Source organism: Cellulomonas sp. B6, from assembly GCF_001462455.1.
Taxonomy (GTDB): domain Bacteria; phylum Actinomycetota; class Actinomycetes; order Actinomycetales; family Cellulomonadaceae; genus Cellulomonas.
Genome location: NZ_LNTD01000229.1, coordinates 13,532 through 39,517, shown reverse-complemented (window position 1 = coordinate 39,517; position 25,986 = coordinate 13,532). Strand labels below are relative to the sequence as shown.

General features: G+C 74.8%; 26 protein-coding genes and 4 tRNA genes. 4 read left to right on the top strand and 26 right to left on the bottom strand.

From position 1 onward, the window contains the following. Window positions 1–76: 76 nt before the first annotated feature. The 20 genes from ATM99_RS16860 to ATM99_RS16765 form a co-directional block, all read right to left on the bottom strand. Window positions 77–631 carry an adenine phosphoribosyltransferase gene (locus tag ATM99_RS16860; protein ID WP_062103976.1) on the bottom strand — a complete coding sequence of 185 codons (555 nt, stop codon included), beginning with the start codon at window positions 629–631 and terminating at the stop codon, window positions 77–79. Beyond that, on the bottom strand, window positions 628–1,731 hold the full coding sequence (gene secF, locus ATM99_RS16855; protein ID WP_062103975.1) for a protein translocase subunit SecF: 1,104 nt from the start codon (window positions 1,729–1,731) through the stop codon (window positions 628–630). The genes ATM99_RS16860 and secF overlap by 4 nt, the downstream gene beginning before the upstream one ends. Beyond that, window positions 1,731–3,662, bottom strand: coding sequence for a protein translocase subunit SecD (gene secD / locus ATM99_RS16850; RefSeq protein ID WP_223305225.1), 1,932 nt, complete (start codon window positions 3,660–3,662; stop codon window positions 1,731–1,733). The genes secF and secD overlap by 1 nt, the downstream gene beginning before the upstream one ends. Window positions 3,663–3,744: 82 nt before the next feature. Beyond that, on the bottom strand, window positions 3,745–4,131 hold the full coding sequence (yajC, locus tag ATM99_RS16845; RefSeq protein ID WP_062103973.1) for a preprotein translocase subunit YajC: 387 nt from the start codon (window positions 4,129–4,131) through the stop codon (window positions 3,745–3,747). A gap of 150 nt (window positions 4,132–4,281) precedes the next feature. After that, window positions 4,282–5,286, bottom strand: a complete 1,005-nt coding sequence (ruvB, locus tag ATM99_RS16840; protein ID WP_223305231.1) for a Holliday junction branch migration DNA helicase RuvB — start codon at window positions 5,284–5,286, stop codon at window positions 4,282–4,284. 64 nt (window positions 5,287–5,350) lie between these two features. Beyond that, complete coding sequence (gene ruvA / locus ATM99_RS16835; RefSeq protein ID WP_062103972.1) at window positions 5,351–5,962, bottom strand: Holliday junction branch migration protein RuvA; 612 nt, start codon at window positions 5,960–5,962, stop codon at window positions 5,351–5,353. Window positions 5,963–6,037: 75 nt separating this feature from the next. Then, window positions 6,038–6,604: a crossover junction endodeoxyribonuclease RuvC gene (gene ruvC, locus ATM99_RS16830; protein ID WP_062103971.1), complete on the bottom strand. Its 567-nt coding sequence runs from the start codon at window positions 6,602–6,604 to the stop codon at window positions 6,038–6,040. Between the two features lie 70 nt (window positions 6,605–6,674). Then, complete coding sequence (locus ATM99_RS16825) at window positions 6,675–7,430, bottom strand: YebC/PmpR family DNA-binding transcriptional regulator (RefSeq protein ID WP_046528329.1); 756 nt, start codon at window positions 7,428–7,430, stop codon at window positions 6,675–6,677. Window positions 7,431–7,519: 89 nt separating this feature from the next. Then, window positions 7,520–8,140: a pyridoxal 5'-phosphate synthase glutaminase subunit PdxT gene (pdxT, locus tag ATM99_RS16820; protein WP_062103992.1), complete on the bottom strand. Its 621-nt coding sequence runs from the start codon at window positions 8,138–8,140 to the stop codon at window positions 7,520–7,522. Window positions 8,141–8,213: 73 nt separating this feature from the next. Continuing rightward, window positions 8,214–9,407 carry a pyridoxal phosphate-dependent aminotransferase gene (locus tag ATM99_RS16815; RefSeq protein ID WP_062103970.1) on the bottom strand — a complete coding sequence of 398 codons (1,194 nt, stop codon included), beginning with the start codon at window positions 9,405–9,407 and terminating at the stop codon, window positions 8,214–8,216. A gap of 79 nt (window positions 9,408–9,486) precedes the next feature. Further along, entirely contained in the window at window positions 9,487–10,083 is a 597-nt protein-coding gene (locus tag ATM99_RS16810; RefSeq protein ID WP_062103969.1) for an NUDIX hydrolase, read from the bottom strand. Further along, window positions 10,080–10,991 (bottom strand): pyridoxal 5'-phosphate synthase lyase subunit PdxS, encoded by a 912-nt coding sequence (gene pdxS, locus ATM99_RS16805; RefSeq protein WP_046528326.1) that lies wholly within the window; start codon window positions 10,989–10,991, stop codon window positions 10,080–10,082. The genes ATM99_RS16810 and pdxS overlap by 4 nt, the downstream gene beginning before the upstream one ends. A gap of 177 nt (window positions 10,992–11,168) precedes the next feature. After that, a complete protein-coding gene (locus tag ATM99_RS16800) occupies window positions 11,169–11,840 on the bottom strand; it encodes a hypothetical protein (protein WP_046530514.1) in 672 nt (223 codons plus the stop codon). An 8-nt stretch (window positions 11,841–11,848) separates the two neighbouring features. Beyond that, a complete protein-coding gene (locus tag ATM99_RS16795; protein WP_082659978.1) occupies window positions 11,849–13,039 on the bottom strand; it encodes a glycosyltransferase family 4 protein in 1,191 nt (396 codons plus the stop codon). A gap of 11 nt (window positions 13,040–13,050) precedes the next feature. Continuing rightward, the gene (locus ATM99_RS16790) at window positions 13,051–14,040 is read right to left on the bottom strand and encodes a phosphatidylinositol mannoside acyltransferase (RefSeq protein WP_062103967.1); all 990 of its coding nucleotides are present in this window, start codon (window positions 14,038–14,040) and stop codon (window positions 13,051–13,053) included. Further along, window positions 14,037–14,648 carry a phosphatidylinositol phosphate synthase gene (pgsA, locus tag ATM99_RS16785; RefSeq protein ID WP_046528323.1) on the bottom strand — a complete coding sequence of 204 codons (612 nt, stop codon included), beginning with the start codon at window positions 14,646–14,648 and terminating at the stop codon, window positions 14,037–14,039. Before pgsA ends, ATM99_RS16790 begins: the two co-directional genes overlap by 4 nt. 3 nt (window positions 14,649–14,651) lie before the next feature. Continuing rightward, window positions 14,652–15,224, bottom strand: a complete 573-nt coding sequence (locus ATM99_RS16780; protein WP_062103966.1) for an HIT domain-containing protein — start codon at window positions 15,222–15,224, stop codon at window positions 14,652–14,654. A gap of 3 nt (window positions 15,225–15,227) precedes the next feature. Next, a complete protein-coding gene (gene thrS, locus ATM99_RS16775; protein ID WP_062103965.1) occupies window positions 15,228–17,243 on the bottom strand; it encodes a threonine--tRNA ligase in 2,016 nt (671 codons plus the stop codon). Between the two features lie 135 nt (window positions 17,244–17,378). Continuing rightward, a complete protein-coding gene (locus ATM99_RS16770; RefSeq protein ID WP_062103964.1) occupies window positions 17,379–19,436 on the bottom strand; it encodes an NAD(+) synthase in 2,058 nt (685 codons plus the stop codon). Window positions 19,437–19,591: 155 nt separating this feature from the next. Beyond that, window positions 19,592–19,663: transfer RNA gene (locus ATM99_RS16765), tRNA-Val, on the bottom strand. A 286-nt stretch (window positions 19,664–19,949) separates the two neighbouring features. Here ATM99_RS16765 and ATM99_RS16760 point away from each other — a divergent pair. Then, window positions 19,950–20,378: an SsgA family sporulation/cell division regulator gene (locus ATM99_RS16760; RefSeq protein WP_062103963.1), complete on the top strand. Its 429-nt coding sequence runs from the start codon at window positions 19,950–19,952 to the stop codon at window positions 20,376–20,378. Between the two features lie 102 nt (window positions 20,379–20,480). Here the strand turns inward: ATM99_RS16760 and ATM99_RS16755 are convergent, their stop codons facing one another. Further along, a complete protein-coding gene (locus ATM99_RS16755; RefSeq protein ID WP_062103962.1) occupies window positions 20,481–21,344 on the bottom strand; it encodes an aminotransferase class IV in 864 nt (287 codons plus the stop codon). Between the two features lie 38 nt (window positions 21,345–21,382). Then, complete coding sequence (locus ATM99_RS16750) at window positions 21,383–22,471, bottom strand: chorismate-binding protein (RefSeq protein ID WP_223305223.1); 1,089 nt, start codon at window positions 22,469–22,471, stop codon at window positions 21,383–21,385. A 273-nt stretch (window positions 22,472–22,744) separates the two neighbouring features. Here ATM99_RS16750 and ATM99_RS16745 point away from each other — a divergent pair. The 3 genes from ATM99_RS16745 (at window position 22,745) to ATM99_RS16735 (ending at window position 23,027) form a co-directional block, all read left to right on the top strand. Next, window positions 22,745–22,816 (top strand) — tRNA-Gly (locus ATM99_RS16745). 50 nt (window positions 22,817–22,866) lie between these two features. Beyond that, a tRNA-Cys gene (locus ATM99_RS16740) sits at window positions 22,867–22,937 on the top strand. 15 nt (window positions 22,938–22,952) lie between these two features. After that, window positions 22,953–23,027 (top strand) — tRNA-Val (locus ATM99_RS16735). 92 nt (window positions 23,028–23,119) lie between these two features. Here ATM99_RS16735 and ATM99_RS16730 read toward each other — a convergent pair. The 4 genes from ATM99_RS16730 to ATM99_RS16715 form a co-directional block, all read right to left on the bottom strand. Then, a complete protein-coding gene (locus ATM99_RS16730; protein WP_062103961.1) occupies window positions 23,120–23,857 on the bottom strand; it encodes a glycosyltransferase family 2 protein in 738 nt (245 codons plus the stop codon). An 8-nt stretch (window positions 23,858–23,865) separates the two neighbouring features. Beyond that, on the bottom strand, window positions 23,866–24,033 hold the full coding sequence (locus ATM99_RS19515) for a hypothetical protein (protein WP_190278866.1): 168 nt from the start codon (window positions 24,031–24,033) through the stop codon (window positions 23,866–23,868). Between the two features lie 104 nt (window positions 24,034–24,137). Next, window positions 24,138–24,875 carry a sirohydrochlorin chelatase gene (locus tag ATM99_RS16720; protein WP_062103959.1) on the bottom strand — a complete coding sequence of 246 codons (738 nt, stop codon included), beginning with the start codon at window positions 24,873–24,875 and terminating at the stop codon, window positions 24,138–24,140. Beyond that, window positions 24,872–25,981: a uroporphyrinogen-III synthase gene (locus ATM99_RS16715; protein ID WP_062103958.1), complete on the bottom strand. Its 1,110-nt coding sequence runs from the start codon at window positions 25,979–25,981 to the stop codon at window positions 24,872–24,874. The genes ATM99_RS16720 and ATM99_RS16715 overlap by 4 nt, the downstream gene beginning before the upstream one ends. Between the last annotated feature and the right edge of the window lie 5 nt (window positions 25,982–25,986).

Below are 25,986 nucleotides of genomic sequence, written 5' to 3'. Positions count from 1 at the left end.
GGACGAGTCTACGGCCGAGCGTGCCGCGCGCCGGACCGGCGGCGCACCGGCGGTCCACCGGTGCGCCGTCGGCGCGTCAGATCGTCAGCAGCGCGTCGACGCGGTGTCCGTCGAGGAGCGCACGACCCGCGAGGGCCCCGAGCTCGACGAGGAAGCTCAGCCCGACGACCTGCGCGCCGCACTCCTCGAGGAGGCGGACGGTCGCCGCGGCGGTCCCGCCGGTCGCCAGGACGTCGTCGACGACCAGGACGCGCGACCCCGCGGGGATCGTGAACGGCTGGACCTCGACGGCGGCGGTCCCGTACTCGAGCGCGTAGGACTGCGACGCGACCGGTCCCGGCAGCTTGCCCGCCTTGCGCACGGGGACGACGCCTGCGCCGAGCGCGGTCGCGACCGGCGCGGCGAGCAGGAAGCCACGGGCCTCCATGCCTGCCACGAGGTCGACCGGGCCGGGGACGGCCGCCGCGAACCCGTCGACCACGGCCGCGAACGCGGCGGCGTCGGCGAGCAGCGGCATGATGTCCCGGAACTGGATGCCCGGCTCCGGGAAGTCCGGCACCGTCCGCAGCAGGCCGTCGACGCGCCGGGCGAGCTCGTCGCGCGCCGACGTCCCGTCGGCCACGACGCTCACCGCTTCTTCCGCTTCGGCTGCGCCGACTGCCCGAGGTGCCCCCCGGGGCGCAGCGCCGCCGTGGCGCGCGGCGTGCCGGCACCGACGGCGACGGGCGCACCGTCCTGGGCGTCCGTCGCGGTCACGCCCGAGCGCACCGCGAGCACCTTGGCGGTGTGCTGGCGCACGGGCTTCTCGCGCTCGCGCAGCGTGACCTCGAGGGGCGTCGCGATGAAGATCGACGAGAACGTCCCGACGAACATGCCGACGAAGAGCGCGAGGGCGATGTCCCGCAGCGTGCCGGCGCCGAGGATGAACGCGCCGACCACGAGGATCGAGGCGACGGGCAGGAGCGCGACGACCGAGGTGTTGATCGACCGGACGAGCGTCTGGTTGACCGCGAGGTTCGCCTTCTCCGCGTAGGTGAACCTGCTCTGGTCGAGCGCGTCGGAGGTGTTCTCGCGCACCTTGTCGAAGACGACGACCGTGTCGTAGATCGAGTACCCGAGGATCGTGAGGAACCCGATGACCGTCGCGGGCGTGACCTCCCAGCCGATCGCCGCGTAGATGCCGACCGTGATGATCAGGTCGTGGAACAGCGCGAGGAGCGCAGCGGCCGCCATCCGCCAGTTGCGGAAGTAGACGGTCATGACGATCGACACGAACACGAGGAAGACGATCAGACCCGTGATGGCCTTCTGCGACACGTCCTTGCCCCAGGACGGTCCGACGAAGGCGCTCGTGACCTCGTCCTGGGTGACGTCGAACGCCGTCATCAGGCCGGTCTTGACCTGCTCGACCTGGTCGTTGGTCAGCTCGGCGGTCTGGATCCGCAGCGACGAGCCGCCGACCGTGCTGACGCGCGGGCTCTCGCTCGGCGCGACGGCCTGGACGGTGTCGATCGCGAGCTGCTGGTCGGTCGTCGAGACGCCGGAGACGACGAACTCGGAACCGCCGCGGAACTCGATGCCGGGGTTGAGCCCGGGCTTGACGAGCAGCACCGCGGAGATCAGGACCAGCACGGCCGAGATCGCGTACCAGACGCGGCGTCGGCCGACGATGTCGTACGAGCGCCGACCCGTGTACAGGTCGTTGCCCCACTGGGCGAATCCGGAGGCCATCAGCGGTCGCTCCCCTCGGGACGGCCGTCGACGGGCGCGTCGGTCGTGCCGGCGGTGGGTGGGTCGTCCTGCGGCGGTGCGCTCGCCGCCTCGGCCGCTCGCGCCGCCGCGCGGCGCTCCGCGATCGTCATGCCCGTGGCACCGACCGAGACGGGCTCGCGCGGGGTGGGCGCGTCCGCGGTGCCCTTGGCGCGCTGCCCGGGCGTGGTGACACGACCGCGGCCGACGTAGCGCGCGCCGTCGACGCCGAGGCGGCGCGGGTCGAGACCCGAGGCCGGGTGGCCGTCGGCGAAGAACCGCGTCCGTGCCAGCAGCGTCATGAGCGGGTGCGTGAAGAGGAAGACCACGACGAGGTCGACGAGGGTCGTCAGGCCGAGCGTGAAGGCGAAGCCGCGCACGCCGCCGACCGCGAGCAGGTAGAGCACGATCGCCGCGGTGAAGTTGACGGCGTCGGACGCCAGGATCGTGCGCCGCGCGCGGTCCCAGCCCTTGTCGACCGCCGCACCGAGGGTCCGTCCGTCGCGCAGCTCGTCGCGGATGCGTTCGAAGTACACGATGAACGAGTCCGCGGTGATGCCGATGGCGACGATCAGGCCCGCGACCCCGGGCAGCGAGAGCCGGTAGCCCTGCAACCACGAGAGCAACGTGATCACGCCGTACGTGACGACGGCGGCCACGAGCAGCGAGGCCACCGTCACCAGACCGAGGGTCCGGTACTGGAACAGGGAGTAGACCACGACGAGCAGCAGGCCGAAGATGCCCGCGAGCAGACCCTTCTCGAGCTGCTCCGAGCCGAGCGTCGCGGAGATCTGCTGCTCGCTCTGCACCTCGAAGCTGACGGGCAGCGCTCCGAAGTTCAGCTGGTTGGCCAGCGTCGCCGCGGTCTGCCGCGTGAACGTGCCGGAGATCTCCGCCTTGCCGTCCGGGATGACGTTGCTGACCGACGGCGCCGAGATGACGAGCGCGTCGAGCACGACGGCGAACTGGTTCAGCGGTCGGGTCTGCCCGGCCAGGCGGGTCGTGACCTCGGTGAACTTCGGCGTGCCGGCGGACGTGAACTCGAGGTTGACGACCCACTGGCCCGTCGAGACGCCGGACTGGCTCATCCCCATGCCGGAGGACGCGCTCTTGATGTCGGCACCCGGGATCTCGACCGGGCCCAGGATGTACTTCGCCTGGCCCTCCTGCTCGCACGCGACGAACGCCTTGTCGGCGGGCCCGGGGGCGCCACCGGTGCGGTTCGCGGGCAGCGTGCAGTCGAGCGCGTCGAACTGCGCCTGGACCGCGGGGGTCACGTAGTACGCGATGTCGCTGGGGCTGTCCGGGGCGGCCTTCGCGGGCTCGTCGGAGGGCGCGGCGTCAGCGGCGGGAGCCGCCGCGTCGTCGGCCGCGGCGGCTGCGTCATCTGCCGGAGCCGCGGCGTCGTCGGCCGGTGCCGCGGCGTCGTCGGCCGTTCCGTCCGCGGGGGCCGCCGTCGCGCCGTCGGCCGGCGGCGTGGCCTCGGCCGAGGGGTCGGTCGCGGTGGCGGGTGTCGGCGAGCCCTCGACGAGCACCGGCCGGAACTCCATCTGGGCGGACGTGCGCACCAGGTCGAGCGTCGCCTCGTCGGGACGGCCCGGAAGCGCGACCACGATCTTGTCGCCGCCCTGGCTCGTGATCTCGGCCTCCGCGACGCCCGAGGCGTCGACACGCTGCCGGATGACCGCGATGGCCTGGTTGATCGTGTCCGAGGTCACCTGGCCGGCGACCTCGGGCACGGGCTGCAGGACGATCTGCGTCCCGCCCTCGAGGTCGAGCGCGAGGTTCGGCGTCAGCGCGGCGTCTCCCCAGCGCGTGCCGGCGAGGATCGTCGCGAAGAGCGCGACCACGACCACCCCGAGGGTGACGAGCGTGCGGACCGGCCGTTCACGACGGCGGGGAGGAGGTGCCAACGGAGTTCTTCTCTCGTGCGCGCACCGGGCGCGGTCGCGCCCGGCGGGATCGGGGCCCGGGCGTCGTCACCCGGGCCGGAAGTCACTTGGTGTCGCGGTCGTCCTCACGCGCCGTCGGCGGCTCCGGCGGGAGCGAGGACAGGTCGTCCGGGACCTCGAGCACGGCATCGTCCACGGCGTCGCCCCCCGTGGCGTCCTCGTCGTCCTCGACGACCGGCGGCTCGACCTTGCGCGCGATAGCGGCGCGCAGCCACCGGGTCTCGACGCCGGGGGTCGACTCGAGGGTGATGACGTCGTCGTCGATCGCGGAGACCGTGCCGAAGAGGCCGGAGCCCGTCATGACCTCGTCGCCGACGACGAGGTTGGCGCGGAAGTCCTGCGCCTCGCGCTGCTGCTTGCGGGAGCGGTTCGACATGAAGAGCAGCCCACCGAAGGCCACCACCAGCAAGATGATGAACGAGTAGTCCATGAGGTCGAGAGTCCCCGCAATCGTGTCAGACGTCCGCCGCAGTCTAGGCGCCGCGGCCCGCCGCTCCAACGCACATCGCGGCACGGGGGTTCCCTCGACGCGCGCGCCGACGCCGACGACCGCCCGGTGGCACGCCGGGGCGGCACCGCCTCAGTCGAACAGCGACCCGGCCGGGGCGGGTGCCGTCAGGCCCAGGTGCTCCCAGGCGGGCGCGAGCGCGACCCGACCGCGCGGCGTCCGACCCACCAGCCCCTCGCGCACGAGGAACGGCTCGGCGACCGTCTCGACCGTCTCCGGCTCCTCGCCCACCGCCACCGCGAGCGTCGTCAGCCCGACGGGCCCGCCCCCGAACCGACGGCACAGCGCGTCGAGCACGGCGCGGTCGAGCCGGTCGAGCCCGCGCTGGTCGACCTCGTACACCTCGAGCGCCGCCCGGGCGGCCGCGAGGTGCAGGTGCCCGTCGCCGCGGACCTGCGCCCAGTCGCGCACGCGGCGCAGCAGCCGGTTGGCGATACGAGGCGTGCCGCGCGACCGCGACGCGATCTCGGCGGCGGCGTCGACGTCGAGCGGCACGTCCAGCAGCCCGGCCGAGCGCACCAGCACGCGCTCGAGCTCGTCGTCGGCGTAGAAGTCGAGGTGGCCGGTGAACCCGAAGCGGTCGCGCAGCGGTGCCGGCAGCAGACCGGCGCGGGTCGTCGCACCGACGACCGTGAACGGCGGCAGCGACAGCGGGATGGCGCTCGCCCCGGCGCCCTTGCCCACGACGACGTCGACGCGGAAGTCCTCCATCGCGACGTACAGCAGCTCCTCGGCCGGGCGCGCGAGACGGTGGATCTCGTCGATGAACAGCACCTCGCCCTCCTCGAGCGAGGACAGCACGGCCGCGAGGTCGCCCGCGTGCTGGATCGCGGGACCGCTCGTGACGCGCAGCGACGTACCGAGCTCGGCGGCGATGATCATCGCGAGCGTCGTCTTGCCCAACCCCGGCGGGCCCGAGAGCAGCACGTGGTCGGGCGCGCGCCCGCGCCCGAGGGCGGCCTCGAGCACGAGCGAGAGCTGGTCGCGCACCACGCGCTGGCCGACGAACTCGTCGAGCCGTCGCGGGCGCAGCGCCGCCTCGGCCGCGCGCTCGGGCTCGTCCGCGGTCGCGCGCACGAGCGAGTCCGCCCCGCTGCCGGCGTCCGTGAGGTCGTCGGGGAGCGCGTCGAACGCGCCCACGTCACGCACGGGCGCTGCCCAGCGACCGCAGCGCGGCACGCAGCACGCCGGGCACCTCGTCCGCGCCCACCGGGTCGCTCGTGCCGTCGAGCACGGCGCCGACGGCGTCCTGCGCGGCGCGCAGCGGCCACCCGAGCCCAACGAGCGCCTCGACGACCTGCTCGCGGTGGTCCGACGGCAGCGGGACGGCGCCCGCTCCCCCGGCCGGCGACGGCGCCCCGAGCCGGTCCTTGAGCTCGAGCACGATGCGCTGCGCGCCCTTGCGCCCGATGCCGGGCACGCGCACGAGCGCCGCGAGGTCCTCGTCGGCGACGGCGCGCCGCAGCCCGTCGGGCGTGTGCACGGCGAGCATCGCGAGCGCCAGTCGCGGGCCCACCCCGGAGACGGTCTGCACGGTCTCGAAGACGTCCCGCTCGTCGTCGTCAGCGAAGCCGAACAGCGTGAGGGAGTCCTCGCGCACCACGAGCGAGGTGAACAGCCGCGCCGGCTGCCCGAGCCGCAGGCCCGCGAGCGTCCCCGGCGTGGCCTGGACGAGCATGCCGACGCCGCCCACCTCGACGACCGCGGCGTCGAGCCGCACCGCCAGCACCGTGCCGTGCACCGATGCGATCACCCTGGCGCTCCTCCCTCGTGGACCAGGCACAACTGTGCCACACGTACGAACACGTGTACGAACGACACGCGCGCGTCAGGCGCGACGCCGCGCGGCCTGCTCGGCGGCCGCCCACTGCCGCTGCGCCGCCGTGAGGGCGCCGGGCTCGCGCTGCGGCGACCCGAGCGCGCCCGCGGGCCGCCACAGGTGGCAGATCGCGAGCGCCAGCGCGTCGGCGGCGTCGGCCGGCCGCGGGACCTCCGCGAGCCCGAGCAGCCGCGCGACCATCGTCTGGACCTGGGCCTTGTCGGCGCGCCCGGACCCCGTGACGGCGGCCTTGACCTCGCTCGGGGTGTGCAGCGCGACGGGGATGCGGCGCCGCGCGGCCGCGACCATCGCCAGGCCCGCGACCTGCGCGGTCCCCATGACGGTGCTGACGTTGTGCTGCGCGAACACGCGCTCGACCGCGACCGTGTCCGGAGCGTGCTCCTCGAGGCACTCCTCGATGGCACGCTCGATGAGCAGGAGCCGCTGGTCGACGTCGAGCCCGGGGTCGGAGCGGGCGACGTCGACGTGCACGAGGCGCGCGCGCCGCCCGGGCAGCGCGTCGACGACGCCCAGGCCGCAGCGGGTCAGGCCGGGGTCCACTCCGAGCACGCGCACGGCGCCATCGTCGCAGGCCCGGGCACGCCACGGGCCCCGCCACACCGTGACGGGGCCCGTGGCGGACGACTCACTCGGCGTCGAGCTCGGCCATGACCTCGTCGGACGCGTCGAAGTTGGCGTAGACGTTCTGCACGTCGTCGGAGTCCTCGAGCGCGTCGATGAGCCGCAGGATCTTGCGCGCGCCCTCGGCGTCGACCTCGATCTGCGTCGAGGGCCACCACACGACGTCGGCCGAGTCGTAGTCGATGCCCGCGGCCTGCAGCGAGGACCGCACGGGCACCAGGTCGGTGGCCTCGCTCAGCACCTCGAACTGCTCGCCGAGGTCGTTGACCTCCTCGCCGCCGGCCTCGAGCACGGCCTCCATGACGGCGTCCTCGTCGGTGCCCTCCTTGGGGACGATGACGACGCCCTTGCGGCTGAAGATGTACGCGACCGAGCCCGGGTCGGCCATCTGGCCGCCGTTGCGCGTGAACGCGACCCGCACGTCCGACGCGGCGCGGTTGCGGTTGTCGGTGAGGCACTCGACGAGCACCGCGATGCCGCCGGGGCCGTAGCCCTCGTACGTGATCGACTGGTAGTCGGCGCCGCCGGCCTCGGCCCCCGACCCGCGCTTGACGGCGCGGTCGATGTTGTCGTTCGGCACCGAGGACTTCTTCGCCTTCTGGATGGCGTCGAAGAGCGTGGGGTTGCCGGCGGGGTCACCGCCGCCCGTGCGGGCGGCCACCTCGATGTTCTTGATGAGCTTGGCGAAGAGCTTGCCGCGCTTCGCGTCGATGACGGCCTTCTTGTGCTTCGTGGTGGCCCACTTGGAGTGACCCGACATGCCTCGTTACCCCTTCGTCTCCGCTGGTCCGCCCGCGTCGCGCCCCGGCGGCGCCGTCCGTGAGGGACGGGCCGCAGGACGCCGCGACGTCACAGGCTGTCGCGGACGATCTGCACGAACAGTCGGTGCACCCGCGTGTCGCCCGTCACCTCCGGGTGGAAGGACGTGACCAGCAACGGGCCCTGGCGCACCGCGACGATCCTACCGGCGGCGGGGCCGTCCTCCACGCGACCGAGGACCGTGGCGGCCGGTCCGACCTCCTCGACCCACGGCGCACGGATGAAGACCGCGTGCACGGGGTTCGTCGCGCTGTCCGCGACGCCGTCGATGACGAGGTCGGTCTCGAACGAGTCGACCTGCCTCCCGAACGCGTTGCGACGCACCGTGACGTCCACGCCGCCGAGCGTGCGCTGACCCTCGATGCCGCCGATGATCCGGTCGGCGAGCAGGATCATCCCCGCGCACGACCCGTACGCCGGCATGCCCGCGGCGAGCCGCTCGCGCACGGGGCCGTCGAGCTCGAAGGCGCGCAGCAGCTTGTCGATCGTCGTGGACTCGCCGCCCGGCAGGACGAGCGCGTCGACCGCGTCGAGCTCGGACCGACGGCGCACGCCGACCGCCGCGACGCCGAGCGACGTCAGCGCGGCGACGTGCTCGCGGACGTCACCCTGCAGGGCGAGGACACCGATCGTGGGGCTCGTGAGGGGCACGGCAGCCGATCCTAGGCGCCGCGCCCCGGCCGGCGGCGGACGGGCCGTGGGCCGGACGACCCGCGGGACCGTGTCACCGCGCGGCCGCGACGTCGCGACCCGCGACCCCGGCGCCGCCCGCACGCCCGACCTCGTCGGCGAGCCGGTCGAGGCCCATGAGCAGCAGGTCGCGCGGCGCGGCGAGCGAGACCCGGACGAGCCCCGCGGCGTGCTCGCCGAACGTCGAACCGGGCGCGACCGCGACGCCGCGCCGCGCGAGCAGGCGCCGCGCGAACCCGTCGGTGTCGGGCTCGCCGACGTCGACCATGAGGTAGAACGCGCCGTCGGGCGAGACGTGCCGCACGCCGCGGCGCCGCAGCAGCGCGCACGCCGCGTCGCGCCGCTCGCGGTACGACGCGACGGCGGCCGCGACCGCGTCCTGCGGTCCCGTGAGCGCGGCGAGGGCACCGACCTGGCCCGTCGTCGACGGGCACGCGACCGTCGCCTCCGCGAGGTGGCCCAGGGCCTCGACGACGCGCGCGTCCGGCACCACGACGTAGCCCGCGCGCCACCCGGTCATCGCGTACGTCTTGGAGAGGCTGAAGAAGCCGAGCACCCGCCCGTCGGTGTCGTGCGCGAGCGGGCTCGCGTGCGGCACGCCGAACGTGATGGCCTCGTAGCACTCGTCGGACAGCACCCACAGGTCGTGGCGCCGCGCGACGTCGACGATCGCGGCGAGCACGTGGTCGGGGTAGACCGCTCCCGTCGGGTTGTTGGGCGAGCACACGACGATCGCACGCGTGCGGGGCGTGATGCGCGCCTCGACCTCGGCGGGGTCGGGCACGAACCCGGCGACGGCGTGCGTCGGGTACCGCCGCGCGACGGCCGACGCCGCGACCGCCGCCATCTCCCAGTTGGGGAAGCCGGGGTCGGGGAACAGGATCTCGTCGCCGGGCGCGAGCAGCGACGCCATCGCCATCGCCAGGCCGTGCATGGCGCCGTGCGTGACGACGACCTCGGCCGCCGTGGTCGGGCGCCCGTGCGTGCGGGTCACGCGCTCGGCCGCGGCCGAGCGCAGCGCGTCGAGGCCGAGGCTCGAGGTGTAGCCGGTGCGGCCGTCGCGCGCAGCCGCCGCGACCGCGTCGACGACGTGCGCGGGCGGACCGACGTCCGGCTCGCCGATCTCGAGGTGGATCGCGTCCGGGTCGCCCAGCGCGAGCTCCATGAGCTCGCGGATCCCCGAGCGCGGGATGCGGGTGACGGGCGAGGCGGCGGCAGGGGTGGGCATGGCCCGGACGGTAGACCCGCCGCGTGACGGCGACGTTACCGACCGGTACGCGCGGCGGTTCGCCCGGCACGGGCGAGGCTCACTCGCGTGCGAGCCCCAGGTGCCGCGTGGTGCCGTCCCACACCAGGACGTCCCGCACGAGGTCGGCGAGGCCCGCCGGGAACACCTCGATCGTGACCTGGGCCAGGGCGTCGAGGTCCCACCAGCGCAGCTCGTCGATCACCTCGAGCTCGACGTCGGTCCAGCCGTCGCGGCTGAGCGCCAGGTCCGCGCTGCTCACGCGCGCGAGGAACAGCACCTCGTGCTGCCGGCACGTGCGGGCGGCGAAGTCGAACACGGCCGAGCGCGTGTAGACCGGGCCGACGAGGTCGTCGGCGTCGAGCCCGATGCCGGTCTCCTCGCGGACCTCGCGCACCGCGGCCGCGCGGGCGTCCTCCCCCGCGTCGATGCCGCCGCCGACCGTGAACCACCACGAGCGGTCGGGCAGGTCGACGTCGTGCCCGCGCACGAGCAGCACGCGGTCGTGCTCGTCGAGCAGGATCACGCGCGCGGCCGAGCGCTCCAGCAGCCCGTCCGGACCCGGGACCCACTCGGCCCCGAAGGCGCCCCCGGGACCGCCCCCGTCCGCACCGGCGGCGGGGACGGTCCCGGTGGGCCGCTGCTCGTCCGTGGTCACCAGCCCCGCTCGGCCAGGCGGTGCGGCACCGGCACGTCGTCGACGTTGATGCCGACCATCGCCTCGCCGAGGCCGCGCGACGTCTGCGCGACCACGTCGGGGTCGTCGTAGAACGTCGTGGCCTTGACGATGGCCGCCGCGCGCTGCGCCGGGTTGCCGGACTTGAAGATGCCCGAGCCGACGAACACGCCCTCGGCGCCCAGCTGCATCATCATCGCGGCGTCGGCCGGGGTCGCGATCCCGCCCGCCGTGAACAGCACGACGGGCAGCTTGCCGGTGGTCGCGACCTCCTTGACGAGGTCGTACGGCGCCTGCAGCTCCTTCGCGGCGAGGAACAGCTCGTCCTCGGGCAGCGACGTGAGGCGGCGGATCTCGTCGCGCAGCGTGCGCATGTGCGTCGTCGCGTTCGACACGTCGCCCGTGCCGGCCTCGCCCTTCGAGCGGATCATCGCCGCGCCCTCGGTGATGCGGCGCAGCGCCTCGCCCAGGTTGGTCGCACCGCACACGAACGGCACCGTGAACGCCCACTTGTCGATGTGGTGCGCGTAGTCGGCGGGCGTGAGCACCTCCGACTCGTCGACGTAGTCGACGCCGAGCGACTGCAGCACCTGCGCCTCGACGAAGTGCCCGATGCGGGCCTTGGCCATCACCGGGATCGACACCGTCGAGATAATCCCGTCGATGAGGTCGGGGTCGCTCATGCGCGCGACCCCGCCCTGCGCGCGGATGTCGGCCGGCACGCGCTCGAGCGCCATGACCGCGACGGCCCCGGCGTCCTCGGCGATCTTCGCCTGCTCGGGCGTGACGACGTCCATGATGACGCCGCCCTTGAGCATCTCGGCCATGCCGCGCTTGACGCGGGCGGTGCCGACCTCGCCCGCGGCCGCGGGCTGGGAGTTCTCGGTCACGTCAGACCTCTTCGATCCGTGGGTTCGGGACGCGCGGCGCCCCGGCGGACCCCGGGGACGGGCGTGACACCGGCCGCCGTGGTCGGGGCGCGCCCATCCTAGGTCGCGGCCCGCGCGCGGCCGCCGGGTGACCGGCACGCGGACGCCGGCCGACCGGCGGGCGCGTCGTCCGGTGCGTCAGCCCGCGGTCCCGGGGCGCGGCTGACGCGCCGACGCGGCCTCGCCGGGCAGCGGCAGGCCGCGCGGCCACGCGTCGTCGAGCTCGAGCGTGCGCGGCTCGGGCGCGTGCCCCGCGAGCCGCAGTAGCCGCACGAGCGCGCCGCGGCGCACGCGCTGCGTCTGCGCGACGGCCTCGTTGTGGAAGCGGCGCGCGAGCTGCACGCGGTACCAGGCCGCCGCGAGCTCGCCGAGCAGCCGCTCGCCCACGGGGTCGGCCGTGAGCGCGGCGACCTCCTCGGGCTCGTCGAGCACCTCGTCGAGCGTCGCGCTGAGCTCGCTCTCGACCTGCCCGCGGTCGAGGCCCCGCGCGGCCGCCGACGTGCCGAGGAACGCGCGCAGGTCCGGCGGGAGCAGACCCGAGGACGGCACGTCGCCGCCGGCCCCGCCGGCCGTGAGCGCGGCCCACGCGGCCTCGCCCACGAGCACCGAGCTGGCGGGGTCGAGCTGCCCGCTCGTCGCGAGCTCGGCCGCCACGCCGGCGCGGCGCACGAGCTGCGCCTCGACGACCGCACGCGACGCGCCGACCTTGCGGTGCAGCCGGTCCAGCCGCGAGGCCTGCACCCACACGAGCCACGCGAGCAGCAGCACGACGCCCACGACGACGAGCACGACCGTGCCGTCGGCCCACATCTCGGCCGTCACGACGACCTCCCCCTGCGCAGCTCGAGCAGGCGCGCGCCGCGCAGCGACGAGGGGTCCTCGCCGACGGGGGCGTCACGCCCGGCGACGGCCATCTCGTACACCGCGAGCACCTGGTCCGTGACGGCCGACCAGTCGTACCGGCGCACGACCTGCGACGCGCGCGCGGTCACCCGGGCGCGCAGCTCGGGGTCGCCGAGCACGCGGACCAGCGTCGCGCCGAGGTCGGCCGGGTCACCGGTGCGGAACAGCACGCCCGCCTCGCCGCCGTCGAGCACGCGCGAGAACGCGCCGAGGTCGCTCGCGACGACCGCGCTGCCGGCGCTCATCGCCTCGACCAGCACGATGCCGAAGCTCTCGCCGCCGGTCTGCGGCGCGACGTACGCGTCGACCGACGCGAGCAGGCGCGCCTTGTCCTGCTCGCTCACGCCGCCGAGCAGCTCGACCGCGCCCGCCCGGTCGCCGAGCGCCTCGCGCGCCTGCTCGGCGCCGGTGTCGCCGCGGCCCGCGACGAGTAGCCGCGCGCCCGGGTAGGCGTCGAGGACGGCGGGCATGGCCTTCAGCAGCACCGCGAGGCCCTTGCGCGGCTCGTCGAGCCGGCCGAGGAACGCGAGCGTGGGGGCGTCGGGCGTGCCGGTCCAGCGGGGGTCGGTGCCGACTCCCTCGAACGCGTCGACCTGGACGCCGTTGGGGATGACGACCGCGTCGCCGCCGAGGTGCTCGACGAGCGTGCGCCGGGCGTCCTCGGAGACGGCGATGCGCAGCGAGATCTTCTCGAGCGACTGCCGGACGAGCGGGTACGCGACCTGCAGCGAGCGCGAACGCGTGATGGACGTGTGGAACGTGGCGACGACCGGGCCGTCCGCGATCCACAGCGCGAGCATGCCCAGGCTGGGCGTCACGGGCTCGTGGAGGTGCAGCACGTCGAAGCGGCCGGCGGCGAGCCAGCGGCGCACGCGACCGGCGGTCACGGGCCCGAACGTCAGGCGCGCGACCGACCCGTTGTAGTGGACCGGCACGGCACGGCCCGCGGGGACCAGGTACGGCGGGACGGGCGTGTCCTCGGCCGCGGGCGCGAGCACGGACACGTCGTGCCCGCGCTGCAGGAGCGACTCCGCGAGGTCGCGCACGTGGAACTGCACGCCCCCGGGCACGTCGAACGAGTACGGGCAGACGATCCCGACGCGCAGCGGTCGTTCGCTCATGACGCGCCCTCCTCGCCACCGGCGGCGAGGTCCGGCGTCGCGGCGGCGCGCCGGGCGGCGTCGCGCGCCGGGTCGAGGTCCTCGACGAACACGCGCTGCAGCATGTGCCAGTCCTGCGGTCGTGCGTGGATCACCCCCGCGAGGGCGTCGACCCAGCCCTGCGTGACGGTCTGCAGCTGCTGGGCCCGCGGCAGGTCCGCGGGGACGGCGACCCGCGGCAGGAACGTGATGACGATGCCCCACGGCGTGCCGGCCGCGCGGCGGCGGGCGCCGTGCAGACGCTCGTAGGTGATGGCGGCGGGCACCAGGGGCGCACCGGTCGAGACCGCCAGCGCGGCGGGGCCGGCGGCCACGCGCGCGCGGCGCCCGAACAGGTCGACCTCGACGCCCCTGGCCGTGAGGTCGCGGTCGGCCAGCAGCGGCAGGACCCCCGGACCGCCCCGGGCGACGCGCACGAGCTGCCGGAACACGTCGCCGCCGCCGGTGAGCGGGATGATCGTCAGGCCGATGGACTCGCGGAACGCGAGGAACTCCTGGAACAGCTCCTCGGGCTCGAGCCGTTCGGCGACCGTCGTCACGGGTGCGAGGTGGGCGGTGGCCCAGGCGCCCGCGAGGTCCCAGTTGCCCATGTGGGCGAGGGCGAGGACGACCTCGTGCCCGTCGGCGAGCAGGTCGCGGACGGGCTGGTCGTCGGCGGCGCGCACGCGCGCGGCGATGCGCTCGGGGCTCGCGCCGCGCAGCGTGAGGGTCTCGCCGAAGTAGCGCATGTACGACCGCATGCCGGCGCGTGACAGCCTCCGCAGCGCGGCGGGGTCGAGCTCGGGCCGCACGCGCGCGAGGTTCGCCTCGAGGCGCCGCACGCCGGACCCGCGGCGCCACCACGCGACGTCGGCCCCGAGCGTGGTGAGCGCGCGCACGACGGGCCCCGGGACGCGGTGACCGACGCGCCAGGCGAGGTGGTAGGCGCGCGCGACGTCGAACCTCACGAGGCCGCCTCCCGGACCTGGCGGCGCACGGCGGCCATGCGCTGGACGACGGTGACGGCGGACGCGAGCGCGAGCAGCGCGAGCACCACGGTCATGACGACGACCGGCAGGCCGAGGCCGACGAGGAACGCGGCCAGCAGCACGGCGAAGAGCCGGTCGGCGCGCTCCGCGATGCCACCCGAGGCGGTCATGCCGAGCCCCTCGGCGCGGGCGCGCGCGTAGGGCACGATCGAGCCGAGGACGAGGCACGCGAGGGCCAGCACCGCCGTGGGCCGGTGGTCGCCCGCGCCGGTGTACCAGAGCACGAGGCCCGCGAAGATCGCGCCGTCGCCGAACCGGTCGAGCGTCGAGTCGAGGAACGCGCCCCAGGGGCCGCTGCGGCCCGCGCGGCGCGCCATGACGCCGTCGATCGAGTCGGTGAGCGTGAACAGCGCGATGAGCAGGGCACCGAGCAGCAGGTGCCCGGTGGGGAACGCCCACAGCGCGGTCGCGACCACGACGAGCGTGCCGGTGATCGTCACCGCGTCGGGCGAGACGCCGGCGCGCAGGAGCACGTCGGCGAGCGGGGTCCACAGGCGCGTCATGAGACCGCGCAGGCGGCTGAGCACGCGTCAGACCTCCGTGCCGGTGGGCCACGCGGCCGCGAGCGCGGCGCGCGTGTCGCCGAGCAGGGCGGGCAGCGCACGCGTGCGGGCGACGACGGGCAGGAAGTTCGCGTCGCCGCCCCAGCGGGGGACGACGTGCTGGTGCAGGTGCGCCTGGATGCCGGCGCCGGCGACCTGCCCCTGGTTCATCCCGAGGTTGAACCCCTGGGGCGCCATCACGTCGCGCACGACGCGCATGGCGGTGCGGGTGAGCGCGGCGACCTCGGCGACCTCGGGCTCGGTGAGGTCCGTGTAGTCGGCGACGTGGCGGTACGGGCACACCAGCAGGTGGCCCGAGTTGTACGGGTAGAGGTTCATCACCACGTAGGCGACCGCGCCGCGGTGCACGACGAGCCCCTGCTCGTCGCTCAGCGCGGGGATGCGGCAGAACGGGCAGCCGTCGCCGGGGGCGTCGTCGACGGGCTTGTCCTGCCCGCCGATGTACACCATGCGGTGCGGCGTCCACAGCCGGTCGAGCCCGTCCGGGTCGCCCGCGAAGGCACCGGCGGGCTCGACCTCGACCTCGTCGGAGGAGGTCACGGCTCAGACCTGCACGCGGTCGCGCACGGCCGTGACGATCCGCTCGATCGCCTCGTCGACGGGCACGCCGTTGTCCTGGCGGCCGTCGCGGTAGCGGAACGAGACCGCACCGGCCTCGGCGTCCTCGCCGCCCGCGATGAGCACGAACGGGATCTTCTGCGTCGAGGCGTTGCGGATCTTCTTGCCGAACCGGTCGTCCGAGCGGTCGACCTCGGCGCGCACGCCCTGCGCCCGCAGGCGCGACACGACCTCGTCGAGGTACGGCTCGAACGGCTCGGCGACGGGCACGGCGAGCACCTGCACGGGAGCGAGCCACGCCGGGAAGGCGCCCGCGTAGTGCTCGGTGAGGACCGCGAAGAACCGCTCGATCGAGCCGAACAGCGCGCGGTGGATCATGACGGGCCGCTGCCGGCTGCCGTCGGGCGCGGTGTACTCCAGCTCGAACCGCTCGGGCAGGTTGAAGTCGAGCTGGATGGTCGACATCTGCCACGTGCGGCCGATCGCGTCCTTGGCCTGGACGGAGATCTTGGGGCCGTAGAACGCGGCGCCGCCCGGGTCGGGCACGAGGTCGAGGCCCGAGGCCTCGGCGACCGCGCGCAGCGTCTCGGTGGCCTCCTCCCACACCTCGTCCGAGCCGACGGACTTCTCGGGGTTGCGGGTCGACAGCTCGAGGTAGAAGTCGTCGAGGCCGTAGTCCTTGAGGAGCTCGAGGACGAACGTGAGCAGGCTCGTGAGCTCGTCGCGCATCTGCTCGCGGGTGCAGTAGATGTGCGCGTCGTCCTGCGTGAAGCCGCGCCCGCGGGTCATGCCGTGCACGACGCCCGACTTCTCGTACCGGTAGACGGTGCCGAACTCGAACAGCCGCAGCGGCAGCTCGCGGTACGAGCGCCCGCGCGACTTGAAGATGAGGTTGTGCATGGGGCAGTTCATGGGCTTGAGGTAGTAGTTCTGCCCCGCGCGCCGCACGTTGCCGTCGGCGTCGCGCTCCTCGTCGAGCTGCATCGGCGGGTACATGCCGTCGGCGTACCAGTCGAGGTGGCCCGAGATCTGGAAGAGCTGCTCCTTGGTGATGTGCGGCGTGTTGACGAACGAGTAGCCCGACTCCACGTGGCGCCTGCGGGAGTAGTGCTCCATCTCCATGCGGACGATGCCGCCCTTGGGGTGGAACACCGACAGGCCGGAGCCGATCTCCTCGGGGAACGAGAACAGGTCGAGCTCGTTGCCCAGGCGGCGGTGGTCGCGGCGCTCGGCCTCGGCGAGGCGCTCGAGGTGGGCCTTGAGCTCATCCTTGGTGGGCCACGCGGTGCCGTACACGCGCTGCAGCTGCGGGTTCTTCTCGGACCCGCGCCAGTACGCCGCGGCGGACCGGGTGAGCTGGAAGCCGTTGCCGATGAGGCGGGTGCTGGGCAGGTGCGGCCCGCGGCACAGGTCCTGCCACACGACGGTCTCGGACTCGCGGCCCGCGCCGCGCACGTTCTGGTAGATCGACAGCCCGCCGAGACCGACCTCGACCGACGCGCCGTCGGCCGCGTCACCTGCCTCGCCCTTGAGCCCGATGAGCTCGAGCTTGTACGGCTCGGCCGCGAGCTCCTCGCGCGCCTGCGCCTCGGTCACGTCCCACCGGCGGAAGGTCTGCCCCTCCTTGACGATCCGGTTCATGACCTTCTCGATCGCCTTGAGGTCCTCGGGCGTGAACGGGGTCTCGACGTCGAAGTCGTAGTAGAACCCGTCGGTGATGGGCGGGCCGATGCCCAGGCGCGCCTGCGGGTTGACCTCCTGCACGGCCTGCGCGAGCACGTGCGCCGCCGAGTGCCGCAGCACCGACAGCCCGTCGGGCGAGTCGATGGTGACGGCCTCGACGACCGCGCCGGCGGGCAGCGGCAGCGCGAGGTCCGTGAGCTCGCCGTCCACGCGCACGACGACGACGTCGCGGCGGTCGCCGAACAGGTCCGTGCCCGTCGTGCCCTGCGCGACCGGGGTCTCGACGCCGTCGACGGTCAGGGTGATCTGCTCGGGCACGATCAGGGCTCCTCGGGTGCACGCCCGCCGCGTCGCGGCACGTCGGCGCTCGCCGACCAGGGCGTGGTCGATGCTACCGACCGCGACGCCCGACCACCGACGCGATACGCCGCGACCGACAAGGTCAGGCGGTGGTCAGACGCCCGGCAGGTCGTGCGGCACGCGGGCGTCGAGCTCGGCGAGCCACGCGGCGGCCGACGCGTCGGACGGCATGCGCCAGTCCCCGCGCGGCGACATCGTGCCGCCCGCGCTGACCTTGGGGCCGTTGGGCAGCGCCGAGCGCTTGAACTGCGACGCGAAGAACCGGCGCAGGAAGACCTCGAGCCAGCGCCGCACGGTCGGCAGGTCGTAGGCCGTGCGGCGGTCGTCGGGCCAGCCCGACGGCCAGGCCCCGGCCGTGGCGTCGTGCCACGCGTGCCACGCGAGGAACGCGACCTTGCTGGGTCGCGTGCCGTGCCGCAGCACCTGGTAGAGCGCGAAGTCGTGCAGCGCGTACGGGCCGATCGTGTCCTCGGTGGACTGCAGCGGCTCGCCGTCGCGGACGGGCACGAGCTCGGGCGAGATCTCCTGGTCCAGGACCCGCAGCAGCACCTCGTTGGTCGCGTCGTCGAAGTGCCGCTCCCCCACGACCCAGCGGATGAGGTGCTGGATGAGGGTCTTGGGGACGCCGGCGTTGACCGCGTAGTGCGACATCTGGTCGCCGACGCCGTAGGTGCACCAGCCCAGCGCGAGCTCCGAGAGGTCGCCCGTGCCGAGCACGATCCCGCCGCGCTGGTTGGCGGCGCGGAACAGGTAGTCGGTGCGCAGGCCGGCCTGCACGTTCTCGAACGTGACGTCGTAGACCTCCTCGCCCGCGCCGGCGGGGTGGCCCAGGTCGGCGAGCATCTGCGTCGCCGCCGGCCGGATGTCGATCGTCTCGGCCGTCGTCCCGAGCGACTCCATGAGCGCCAGCGCGCTGGCCAGCGTCGTGCTGCTCGTCGCGAAGCCCGGCATCGTGAAGGCGAGGATGTCGCTGCGCGGCCGGCCGAGGCGGTCCATCGCGCGGGCCGCGACGATGAGCGCGTGCGTCGAGTCCAGGCCGCCGGACACGCCGATGACGACCTTCGCGCCGCCGATCGCGCGCAGCCGCTGCTCGAGGCCCGAGACCTGGATGTTGTAGGCCTCGTAGCAGTCGAGCGCGAGGCGCGCCGGGTCGTCGGGGACGAACGGGAACCGGTCGACGGGCCGCCGCAGGCCGACGTCACCGGTCGGCGCGTCGAGCGTGAAGGTCACCGTGCGGTGGGACGCCCCGGCCGGCGGCAGGCCGAGACCGCGCCGGTTGTCGTCGAACGTGCCCATCCGGATCCGCTCCTGGCGGATGCGGTCGAGGTCGACGTCGGCGGTCGTCAGCACGACGCCGTCGGCGAAGCGCTCTCCCTCGGCCAGCAGCTCGCCGAGCTCGTAGAGCATGGTCTGACCGTCCCAGGACAGGTCGGTCGTCGACTCCCCCTGCCCGGCCGCCGCGTACACGTAGGCGGCCTGGCAGCGCGCCGAGGCCGAGCGCACGAGCAGACGGCGGTCCTCGGCGCGCGCGACCGTGACGGGGCTGCTCGAGAGGTTGACCAGGACCGTGGCCCCGGCGAGCGCGGCCGTCGCGCTGGGCGGCACGGGCACCCACATGTCCTCGCACACCTCGACGTGGACGACCAGGCCGCGCACGTCGGTCGCCTCGAACAGCAGATCGGGCCCGATGGGCACGTCCTGCCCCGCGACCGTGGTGGTCCCGCGCACGTCGTCGCCCGGCGCGAACCAGCGCCGCTCGTAGAACTCGCGGTAGGTGGGCAGGTACGACTTGGGGGCGACCCCCAGCACGCGTCCCCGGTGGACGACCACGGCGGCGTTCAGCACGCGCGAGCCGTGGGCGAGCGGCGCGCCGACGACGAGCACGGGTCGAAGGTCCCTCGACGCGGTCACGACCTCCTCGAGCGCGTCGCGCACGGACTCGAGCAGGGCGTCCTGGAGGAACAGGTCGTCGATCGCGTAACCCGACAGGCACAGCTCGGGCAGGACCGCGACGGCGACCGCGTCGTCGTGCGCGGCCCGCGCCGCGGCGATGACGGCCGCGGCGTTGCGCGCCGGGTCGGCGACCGTGACGGGGACCGTGCAGGCGGCCACGCGGGCGAACCCGTGGGCGTAGGCGGAGAGGAAGTCCACGGCGTCGAGTCTGGCACGCGCGTCGGGGCGCCACCTGCGGCGACGCCGTCCGCGCGGGACCTGCCACGGACGGGCACGGACCAGCCGGGACGACGGGCGTGATCCCCGGGAGACGCAGCACGCCCCCGGCCGAGGCCGGGGGCGTGCTGTGCGGGTGGGCGATACTGGGTTCGAACCAGTGACCTCCTCGGTGTGAACGAGGCGCTCTACCACTGAGCCAATCGCCCGTCGTGTCGAACGACGTGCACCACCCGGGGGCGGCACGGGAGACGATGCTAGCGGACGTCGGCCGGATCTCCGAACCGAGCCCGCGATCGGCACGGGAAGTCGTGCAAAGCACCGCAGAAGGCGCTTACCGATCACCCGTGACGGGATGGCTAACGCTTTCCTACTGGTCAGGAAGGGTCCGGGCGGGTGAACTGTGGGCACGCACCGGTCCAATGGGACATCCGTCCTGCCATGATGTGTTCCCACGGCCCGCCGACGGGCCGCACCCGCGACAGGAGGACCTTGATGACGGACTCGTCGTACGACGTCGTCGAGGTCGTCGCCATGCAGCTGATCGGGTCCGACGCGACAGTCATCCCGGTGTCCGCGGAGCTGTCCTTCCGGACCACCGACCCGTACACGGTCCGCGCGGTCTTCACGGGCGCGCACACTATGTCCACGTGGCTGCTGGGGCGCGAGCTGCTGGTGCAGGGCGTGCACGCGGTCGCGGACGCCCCGGCGGGCACGGGCGACGTGCAGGTGTGGCGCGACGACGACCCCGACTACACGCTCGTCTCGCTGTCGGGCGTGGAGGGCAGCGCGCTGCTGGCGGCGCCCACCGAGCCCCTGCTGCGGTTCCTGGCCGCGACCGAGTCGCTCGTCCCGGTCGGCAACGAGTCCGACAAGATGGAGGGCGAGATCACGGCGCTCATCGCGGCGCTGCTGACCGCCTGACGACCTCCCTCCCGACGCCCCGGCGTCCCACGGCACCCGGCCGGTCCCGCCTCGCGGGACCGGCCGTCGCGCGTCGGGGAGCGGTCGCGCGGCGACGACGGGTCAGGGGTCGAGGTCGTCCGCGAGCCGTGCGAGGAAGACGCGGCGCGCCTCGACCGACAGCGGGCCCGCGGCCACGTCGGCGTCGTCGAGCCGGACGACGGGCGTGACGTTGCGGACGGAGCCCGTGAGCACGAGGTGCGCGCGCCCGGCCACGACGTCGTCGAGCACCTCCCACGGCAGCTCGTCGGGCGCGGCCTCGCGGACCGGCAGCCCCGCCTCGGCACCCCACAGCAGCAGCAGGTCGCGCGTGATGCCCGCGAGGCAGCCGGTCTCGAGCGAGGGCGTCAGCAGCTCGCCGCCGACCTCGACGAACACGTTCGAGCCGGTGCCCTCGCTGAGGCGCCCCCGCGTGTCGGCGAGCAGCGCCTCGTCCGCGCCGACCTCGCGCGCCCGCGCGAGCGCGACGACGTTCTCGGCGTACGACGTCGTCTTGAGCCCGGCGATCGGGGACCGCTCGTTGCGCACCCAGGGCACGCGCACCGCCCGCGACACGTCGCTCGCTCCCCCGGGCGCCGCCACGACGACCACGGTCGGCCGCTGCTCGGCGGGCGCGAGGCGCTGCGACCCCATCGGGCCGGGTCCGCCCGTCACGGTGATGCGCAGCCGGCCGGCGCGGTCGCCCGCGGCCGCCAGGACGGCGCGGACACCCTCGCGGACCTCGTCGAGCGGCAACGGCGGCAGGCCCAGGCCCGCCGCGGAGCGCTCCAGACGCGCGAGGTGGCGCGTGAGGGCGAACGCGGTGCCGCGGTGCACGCCGCACGTCTCGAAGACGCCGTCGCCGACCGTCAGGCCGTGGTCGACCGCCGTCAGCACGGGCTCGTCGGGGGTGTGCAGCCGGCCGCCGGCCCAGATCGCGAGGTCCACCCGGTCATCCTGCCACCGGGCGTCGCGCGGCGGGCGCGTCAGGGCCCGGACGCGAGCGCGACGAGCCGCGCGGCCTTCAGCTCGGTCTCGTCCCACTCCGCCGCGGCGTCGCTCCCCCACGTGATGCCCGCGCCGGTGCCGAACCGCAGCGTGCCGTCGCGCCACCAGAACGTGCGGATGCCGACGGCGAGCTCGGCCTCGACCGTGCCGTCCTCGCCGACACGCACCCAGCCGACGAGCCCGCAGTACGGGCCGCGCGGCACGGGCTCGAGCTCGGAGATGACGCGGAGGGCCGAGCTCTTGGGCGCACCGGACACCGAGCCGGGCGGGTAGGTCGCGTCCAGCAGCCGCGCGACGAGGTCGGGCGCGTGCGCGACACCGGGCTCGAGCTCGCCGGCCACGGTCGAGACCAGGTGCACGAGGCCGGGGTGGGCCTCGGTCGCGAGCAGGTCGGTCACCGCGACCGTGCCGGGGCGGCACACGCGCTGCAGGTCGTTGCGCACGAGGTCGGTGATCATGACGTTCTCGGCCCGGTCCTTGGCCGTGAGGCCGCCCGGGGTTGCCGCCGTGCCCTTGATGGGGCCGGACGTCACGACGCCGTCGCGCACGCGCAGGAACAGCTCGGGCGAGGCCGTCACGACCCACGTGCCGGGCACGGCGCCGCCGGACGGCACGTGCACGCCGCCCGCGTACGGCGCAGGGTTGCCGGCCGCCAGGCGCGCCGCGAGGGCGCGCGCGTCCGGCTCGTCGCCACCGGCAGCGAGCAGGGGCGCGGACAGCACGCGGCAGAGGTTGGCCTGGTAGACGAGCCCCTCGCGGACGTGCGCACGCACGGCGTCGACCGCGGAGACGTACGAGCCCCGGTCGAGGGACGTCGTCCACGTGCCGGGGTCCGGGCCTCGCCACGTCGCGGGGTCGGTGGTGACCCGGTCGGGCCCGACGCGCGCGAACCGCCATGCGTCGACGCGACCCTCGAACTCCCCCACGAGTGCCCACCAGCCGGGTGTCGCGAGTGCGCCGGGGCGCTCGCGCAGGTCCGCGTGCTCGACGACGCCGATCGCCCGACGCCCACCGAACCACGCGACGCCCGGCGCCACGGGGGCGGGCGGGATCGCGGGTGCGGGCACGGCCCCAACCTACCGACGCGGCGCACCGGACCCGCGGCACGACCACGTCACGGCGTCCTCCAGCGACGCCCGGGTGAGCGACGCGCGACGAGTCGGCGGACGCCCGGTGACCTGCGGACGGACAGGCAGCACACTCCCCCGCGCTCGTCACGCGGACACGCCGGGGGCACGCTGTGACGACGCGCTCAGCGAGCCGGTTGGACTCTCCCCGAGTTTGTCGTCTAGAGTCTTCGACGCACCAGGAAACGCCGGTGAAACGGCGGGACTGAGCGTGCGGACGTGGCTCAGTGGTAGAGCATCACCTTGCCAAGGTGAGGGTCGCGGGTTCGAATCCCGTCGTCCGCTCGGAGGCTATCCCCTTCGGCGTCACCGCCGTCGTGGACTGCGGTCTCAGCGGTGGAGTGGCCGAGAGGCGAGGCAGCGGCCTGCAAAGCCGTATACACGGGTTCGAATCCCGTCTCCACCTCGTAGCACCCCACGCGGGCGATTGGCGCAGCGGTAGCGCGCTTCCCTGACACGGAAGAGGTCACTGGTTCGATCCCAGTATCGCCCACCAGCAAGGCCCCAGGTCATCGACCTGGGGCCTTCGTGGTTCCCTGGGGCAGCCGATCCCCCACGCACGGCCCGCGGATGCACACCCGGTACAGCTCAGGCCGACCTCGACCGACGGTGGTCCAACCACCGTCGCCACGGCGGCACGCGCCGCCAGTGCCGCGCGAGCGTCGTGAGCGCGCGCCGCACGCGCGGCACCCACTGCCGCCCGGGGCGTACGGCACGCGCGGACACGCCGACCGACCATCCCGGGTCGACGACGACGCGCGCACCCGGCCCGATCGCCAGCGCAAGGTCGAGGTCGTCGTGCACGTCGCCCGTGCGGGTCACGCGGTGCCGCGCCGCGCGCCACACCGACGCGCGGAACGCCATCGACGACCCCCACAGCACCGGGTGGCCGGCCCCGAGGTGGCCCAGCGCGTAGTACGCGCCCAGGTAGGCGCGCGCGAGGCCCACGCCGCGCCGCCCCGGCAGGTCGAACACGCCGTGGCCCGTCACCGCGTCGACCCGGGGGTCGGCGAGCGTCGTGAGCGCGCGCTCGACCCAGTCGGAGGCCGGCCGGGAGTCGGCGTCGAGCCGCAGCACGACGTCGCCGCGCGCCGCGTCGTACCCCGCTGCGGCCGCGGCGGGGATCCCGACGCGCGGCTCGACGACCACGCGTGCCCCGTGCTCGTGCGCGACCTGCGCGCTCGCGTCGCTCGACGCGTTGTCGACCACGACCACCTCGTCCGGCGGGCGGGTCTGCGCGGCGAGCAGATGCAGGCACGCGTCGAGGTGCGCGGCGTCGTCCCGCACGGGCACGACGACCGACACGACGGGCGTCCGACGCGGCACCGGACCGCTCAGACCTCGCCCTCGGTGCCGCGCGGGTTGAGGTTGGCGGGCTCGGCGTCGGTGTCGACGTCCTGCTCGTCACCGCCGGCGGCCTGCGATCCCGTGCGCGGGTTGAGGCTGGCGGGGTCGGCGTCCGGGTCCTGCGCGGGGTCGTAGCCCGTGGTCTGCTCGCTCATGCCGTCCACCGTCACACCGGGCGGTGCGGCGTGCACGCCGGTGCCCCGGATCCGGCGAGATCGAGCACCGGGACTCGTGAGGTGCCTCGTCGCGTCGGCGCTGCTCACGCTCCCGCGCGCGACGCGCTCGGCACCCACGTCGCCGACGCCTGCGCGCTGACCTCGTCGAACCGGTCGAGCGCGATCTGCGCCAGCCGCACGTCCGGTGCCAGCGGCGCCGCCACGACGTCGGCGCCGGCCTCGCGCACACGGTCGAGGAAGAAGCCGGGAGCCAGCAGGTACGACGCCACGACGACGCGCCCGCCCGGGGCCAGTGTGGTGCGCGCGTCGGCGATCGCGACGGGCACGCGCGGGTGCGCGCCCGCGCCGTACCCGACCGTCACGGGTCGACCCAGCCGCTCGGCCAGGCCCGCGACGACCTCGCGCACCGCGGTCGCGGCCTCGGGGTCGCTCGACCCGGCCGCCGCGACGACGACCGCGTCGTCGTCGCGCAGCCCCGCGGCCGCGAGCCGGTCGGCGAGGATCTCCACGAGACGCGGGTCGGGACCCATCGGCCGGCCCGCGGCGGCACCGGCGCGGTCGACGGCCTCGGCGACGTCGGTCTTCACGTGGAAGCCCGTCGACAGCAGCAGCGGCACCACGACCGTCGGGGCGTCGACGACGGCGTCCGCCACGACGTCGGGCAGCTCGGGCTGCTGCACGTCGACGAACGCCTCGCGCACGTCGAGTTCGGGCCGCAGGTCCGCCAGGTCGACGAGGATCGAGGCGATCGCGGCGCGGCCCGCGTGGCTGTCGGTGCCGTGCGAGCAGCCGACGAGCACGGGCGCGGGGGTGGTGGTCATGACTGCTCCTGAAGCTCGAGGCGGTACCCGCGCTTGACGACGGTGCGCACGAGGGCGCGGCTGCCGCTCGCGTCGCGCAGCCGCGCGATCGCGACCTCGGCCGCGTGCGGGTCGGACGAGTCGCCCGGCAGCGCCGCGAGCACCTGGTCGCGCGGGACGACCGAGCCGCGTGCGTGCGCGAGCAGCCGCAGCACCTCCAGGCCCGTGCGCGACAGCGGCAGCACGCGACCGTCGAGCACGGCGGCCGCGCGGTGCACGCGCAGCGGGCCGGCGACCGTGTCGAGGGCCTCGATGCCGCCGTAATGCGTGACGACCGCGCGCACGAGCGAGCCGAGGCGGCCGCGGTCGGGCACGAGCGGCTCGATGCCGGCCTCCTGCAGCGGTTTGGCGGTCACCGGACCTACGGCCGCGAACACCACCGCGCCCGTGCGGTGCCGGCCCAGCACGTCGTCGAGCGCGCCGGCGTCGCGCGCGGCGTCGAGCCACGCCGCCGCGCCGGGCGCCGAGGTGAAGACCACGGCGTCGACCTCGCCGTCGGCGACCGCGCGCGTCGAGTCCCGCACCAGCGCGGGGTCGGGCGGCGGCCCCCACCGGTACACGACGAGGCTGCGCACGCGCGCCCCGGCCAGCGCGAACGCCTCGTCGAGGCCGTCGGCACCGGCGCCATGGTGCTGGATGACGATGTCACGGCCCGCGACGCCCTCGTCAAGGAGCGTCTCGGCGATCTCGGCGCTCGTCTCGGACTCGGCGACCCAGTCGGCGCTCAGCCCGGCGGCCTGGATCGCCCCTCGCGCCTTGGGGCCGCGCGCGACGATCCGGGTGCCCGCGAGCACCTCGAGCAGACGGTCGGCGACACCCGCGGCGTCCGCCGCCTCGATCCAGCCGCGGAAGCCGATGCCGGTCGTGACGACGACGGTGTCGGGCGGCTCGGCGAGCACGCTGCGCGTGCGCTCGAGCAGCAGCGCGTCGTCGGTGTGCGGCACCATGCCGAGCGCGGCCGCGTGCCGCACGCTCGCGCCGCGCCGCTCGAGCGCGGCCCGCAGCTCGGAGGAGCGCCGGTCGGCCGTGACGAGCACGACGCAACCGGCCAGGGTCTGGTCGATCATCTGTG